The sequence below is a fragment of the Okeania sp. genome, assembly GCF_983059655.1.
This window is the reverse complement of the sequence record NZ_CEZPJD010000630.1, coordinates 1-4,805: the sequence shown is the minus strand read 5'-3', so window position 1 is coordinate 4,805 and position 4,805 is coordinate 1. Positions and strand designations below refer to the sequence as shown.

Below are 4,805 nucleotides of genomic sequence, written 5' to 3'. Positions count from 1 at the left end.
AAAAAAAGATTAATTTTCAAACTGTACCTCACTATCCGCGCAAAGTGCTGTAATTGAAATTAATCGTAATATGATTCAGGTAAATATTTGCTACAAGTTTCTGTTCTTTGTTTTGTCGGTAGCGCATCAAGAAAGTGTGGGAATGGTAATATAAATATTGTCTTTAAATAATAGTTGAAACGATGATGAAATGTCTTTGAACCCAGATAATTAGTGAGAAAAAAAACTTTTTCCCTTCAAGCCTTTTCTTTCCTCTCTTGGTGCGCATTCTCTCTCTTGCTCAGCATTCCCTGACGCCGACGCGGGGTCGTAACGCTTCTGCCTTCTGCCTTCCTTCCTAGAAAGTGCAAGTATTCAACCTGATTTGATATAAATATAATGAATTACCACACACTTTGCGCTCTGCACTATCGAAAAAACCAAGACGTTAAAAATTATCTGAGTACATTCCAATCACGAATTTTCCATTTTCCATCTTGACGAACCAATTCATAACGAACAAGCAAGTTATCATTTTGAGAATTAGTTAATCTGTCATTATCATAAAATTCTACCTTTTCTCTAACTTGAGCATCCACTTGAGCTTGATTAGCATTTGTATTACTCGTATTTAAGTTTTTTATCTCTAAACTATGCTCATACTTTCGGTAAGACCTTTCTCGCTTCAGAGCATTAGCTGTAGGTAACCAACGTTCAAGTGCTGGATCTACGAGAATATTTTGTAATTGTTCAGTTTGATGATTAGGACCTAGAGCATTAGCCTTAGTATCTAACCAACTTTGAATCGCTAGCCGTGCTAATTCTTCTGTAATTGGACCTGATACTGCTAGAGTGACCTGATTAAGTTCTGGAATTTCCAATGGAGGTCTATCCAGTTGTACCATTGGTTGCTCCCTACCTAAGCCCAAAGCATTTGCTAACCAGCCAATAGTTTTAATGGCTAAAAATCCAATTAATCCTATTGCTAACAATCCCAAAACTGCTATTAATATTAAACGACCAACTTTAACAGGTTCTCTTCTGTTTGATGTTCTGCGTGGATGTTGCTCGGGCATTGATCGGGGTAATTCTTTACTACCCACTGACATATTTTCATTTAACTGAGGCAAATTACTTCTACCTCTTTCTCCAATTCTCGACGAATAGCGACTATAGCTCAAGGAATTTCCTTGTTTTTGTATATCTGTAGAAGACGATCTATCTGTTTCTTGAAGTGACTGATAAGAACTAGCTTCTGCTTGATTGGAAGTTCCTGTGCTAGTTGAGGCCATAGTGGCAGTAGCAGCACTACCTACACTAGAGATTTTTTGTTGCAAATCTAAGACTGAAGATTTGTTTGTTTCTTTTTGATAGGATGCTTCTTCTGTATCGCGATCGCGACGCGGTTGAACAACTACCCACTGATTAGTTGCTTCTGCTTCGGTAGGTAAAGCTTCTAGATAAGCTTGAACGTGTCGATCTGCAAAATAGTCTTTCAAAGAAGCTGACTTGTTGGATAAGTCGCGGAAATGTGGAAATACTTCCTCCGTCAACCAATGTTCAGCATAGAGACATAAACCTGGTAGTAAATCTGGAGATTCTTGAGAATTTTCTTTAATAAAGGATAAAGGTTCGTGTTCCTGACTTAGTTCTAAGGATCTACTAGCCTCTTCAGTTTGTCCTAAAAGTAATGAACAAACAGCTTTCTCTAGATTGACATCTTGACTCCTACCCAATTGCATCAGCATAAACTTAGCCTTACGAATTAAGGCTGGTTGTTTTTGGGCAAACCCTTGAGCTAAAAAAGTATAAACTGCCAAGTATGTACCGACAGCAGAAGGACGATGGGCTTCAGACTCAAATAATTTCTTTTGTTCTGCCATGCTTAAGTAGTGACGTAGCTGCTGAACAAACTTCAGAAAATCTTCAACCCCTAATCCAGATCGATCATCACCTTGACCATCAATTCCTCCTCTTTCATTCAACATATCTTGAAGAATTTCTAACCCACGGCGACGGTCTAGTGCTTTTTCTTCTGGCAGTTCGACTAATTCCATTATTCTATAAGGACGTAGCTTATAGAGGTCAGCTTGTATCTCTCCTCTAATTTGAGCAAATAGGTTTTCTCGTAATAATAATCCCTGACCTGCTTCTAAAGCTGTCGCAGCACTTTCATATTGTCCTTGTTGCCATTGCTCTCTACCTAATTCTAAATTTGCTAAAGCAACTGTTAGAGCAATATCTGGTAGAACTAATACTGGATCTCCAAAACGTCCATCTTTGATAGCAATACTATTATTGATTAGATAGGGACGGGTCAGCTTTAAGATCAACTCATATTCTCCTAATTCCTGCAAAATTAAGAGAGCACCCACAAATTGTCTATCTTCTATTTCTATACTGGGAGTGTTTGGGTCGAATTCATGGCTAACTGGAGTTTCGCTACCACGAGAGATTGTCCCTCTTGTTAAACGTCTCGAAGCTACCTTTGGAGGAATTTCTTCTGTTTGTTGAAGTTTTGTTTCTTTATCTTCTTCTTGTTGTACTTTTTCCAGATTTATCTCAGAACTTGGACTTGTTTGTGCTAATTCCGGCTCGTAGGTTTTACTCAGAAAACTGCCATCGTAGGTTTGCCGTTGTTCTGGATCAGACAGAATAGCATAAGCCTCGTCTACAAGTTGTTTGCGGGCGACAATAGTTGCCTCTGAATACTCTCTTCTCGGAAACTGCTGAGTGCGATCGCGATGTGCCTGTCGTAACTGTTCGACAGTAGCCTGAATTGGTAAACCCAAAATTCGGTAATAATCTAATGGAATACGCACAGTGCACTTCCTCAAAGGCGAGTTAATATAATTTACAATAATTTAGCTTACTATGTTAGCCTATAATATAAGATATTGCTAACTAAACTTAGAAAGATTTTTGTCACTTTACTACTCTTTATCGACCAACTCTTCGCTAAAGCACGATGAGTAGTTGGAACAATAACCATTTTTAAAATATTAAAACAGAAATATTCACAATTCCCTGTCTATACATCCTTAATATTATTAGGACTTAGGTAGCTACAAATTACCTAAGAAGCCATGCATTCCCTTTATTTTAGGGTCATTATAACTTCTATCATATTATATAGCACTATTATTAAGACAAACATATTATATTTTCCTCTAAGGCAAAAGGTCTTTCAAGCTCCATAGCACTTTACTGGTAAAAAGTTAGTGACATCTGTTTGTTATAATGTATGGTTCTCCTATAAACTGCTCAATATAAATTCATTGGAGCCTTTGACTAAACCTTTAACTTCTAACAGTAAGATTTACTACTAATAATACTAGCTGAGGATAAATAATATGATCCAAGAACGTACATTACCTACTTTTGATACCAATAGTATAAAAATCTCTAGAGAAGAAGGATTAATACTATATGAAGATATGGTTTTAGGGCGCTTGTTTGAAGATAAGTGTGCTGAAATGTATTATCGAGGTAAAATGTTTGGCTTTGTTCATCTTTATAATGGACAAGAAGCAGTTTCTTCTGGTGTAATTAAAGCTATGCGCCAAGATGAAGATTTTGTTTGCAGCACTTATAGAGACCATGTTCATGCCTTAAGTGCCGGCGTACCAGCACGAGAAGTTATGGCTGAATTATTTGGTAAAGCTACAGGTTGTTCTAAAGGTCGTGGTGGATCGATGCATATGTTCTCGGCCGAACATAATTTATTAGGAGGTTATGCTTTTGTTGCTGAAGGTATTCCTGTGGCGACTGGGGCTGCTTTTCAGAGTAAATATCGTCGGGAAAGTATGGGGAATGAAACTGCTGACCAAGTAACAGCCTGTTTTTTTGGAGATGGAGCTTGTAATAATGGCCAATTTTTTGAATGTCTCAATATGGCTACATTGTGGAAATTACCAATTATTTATGTAGTGGAGAATAATAAGTGGGCAATTGGTATGGCTCACGAAAGGGCTACTTCTGAACCTGAGATTTATAAGAAAGCTCATGCCTTTGGTATGGTAGGTTTAGAGGTTGATGGTATGGATGTACTAGCAGTACATTCTGCTGCTCAAGAGGCTGTTGCGAGAGCTCGTGCTGGTGAAGGACCGACTTTAATTGAAGCTTTAACTTATCGATTCCGAGGACATTCTTTGGCAGACCCTGATGAATTAAGGGATAAGGAAGAAAAGGAATATTGGTTTTCTCGTGACCCAATTGAACAATTTACAGCTTATCTGACAGAACATAATTTGGCAGATGCTGCAGAGTTAAAAGCAATAGATCAAAAGATTGAACAATTGATTGCTGAAGCAGTTGAGTTTGCTACAGGTAGTCCAGAACCAGAAGCAGATGAACTCTATCGCTACATTTTTGCTGAAGATTGAAGAATGAACTACTCCACCGTATAAATGGATGGGGCTTCTGAGTTCAAAGGGGAATGCCTCAAGACAGACTTATGTCCACCTTTTGGTTTTACTTCCCCTCCTTGCAGCAGCAGTCCTTCTAAGACTGATATTTCCCTGATTCCTTCTGCACTAATGTTTTTGGACGCATTTTCGTCTCGGTCGTGATGAGTCACAACTCGGATAAGTCCACACTCTAACATCTAATTGGCATTTCTGATATTTGATAGAGACAATTAGAGCAAGTTTTAGAAGGTATCTTTCAATAATGGATAATGGATAATGGATAATTGATAATTACCTCTTCCTTTTAGGGAGAGGATTGAATAAAAGGAGAAAATTTATTTTTTTCCCCTTGAAAGGGGAGACTTTAAACCTGAATTATTGAATTATTGAATTATTAATTATTCGGTAAAATAAATC

The 4,805-nt window shown here is 37.7% G+C and carries 3 protein-coding genes; 1 reads left to right on the top strand and 2 read right to left on the bottom strand.

What is annotated here, in order from left to right; all coding sequences use genetic code 11:
- Positions 1–434 precede the first annotated feature (434 nt).
- Positions 435–2,801 (bottom strand): IMS domain-containing protein, encoded by a 2,367-nt coding sequence (locus tag AC3DU7_RS25585; protein WP_488042099.1) that lies wholly within the window; start codon positions 2,799–2,801, stop codon positions 435–437.
- A 531-nt stretch (positions 2,802–3,332) separates the two neighbouring features.
- Here AC3DU7_RS25585 and pdhA point away from each other — a divergent pair.
- The gene (pdhA, locus tag AC3DU7_RS25580; RefSeq protein WP_488042098.1) at positions 3,333–4,364 is read left to right on the top strand and encodes a pyruvate dehydrogenase (acetyl-transferring) E1 component subunit alpha; all 1,032 of its coding nucleotides are present in this window, start codon (positions 3,333–3,335) and stop codon (positions 4,362–4,364) included.
- Positions 4,365–4,372: 8 nt separating this feature from the next.
- On the opposite strand, the gene AC3DU7_RS25575 is transcribed toward pdhA, so the two are convergent.
- The gene (locus AC3DU7_RS25575) at positions 4,373–4,585 is read right to left on the bottom strand and encodes a hypothetical protein (protein WP_488042097.1); all 213 of its coding nucleotides are present in this window, start codon (positions 4,583–4,585) and stop codon (positions 4,373–4,375) included.
- Positions 4,586–4,805 lie beyond the last annotated feature (220 nt).

Excerpts from the sequence above, each read along its gene's own strand:
- AC3DU7_RS25575 (WP_488042097.1), bottom strand. The coding sequence starts at position 4,585 with ATGTTAGAGTGTGGACTTATCCGAGTTGTGACTCATCACGACCGAGAC.
- pdhA (WP_488042098.1), top strand. The coding sequence starts at position 3,333 with ATGATCCAAGAACGTACATTACCTACTTTTGATACCAATAGTATAAAA.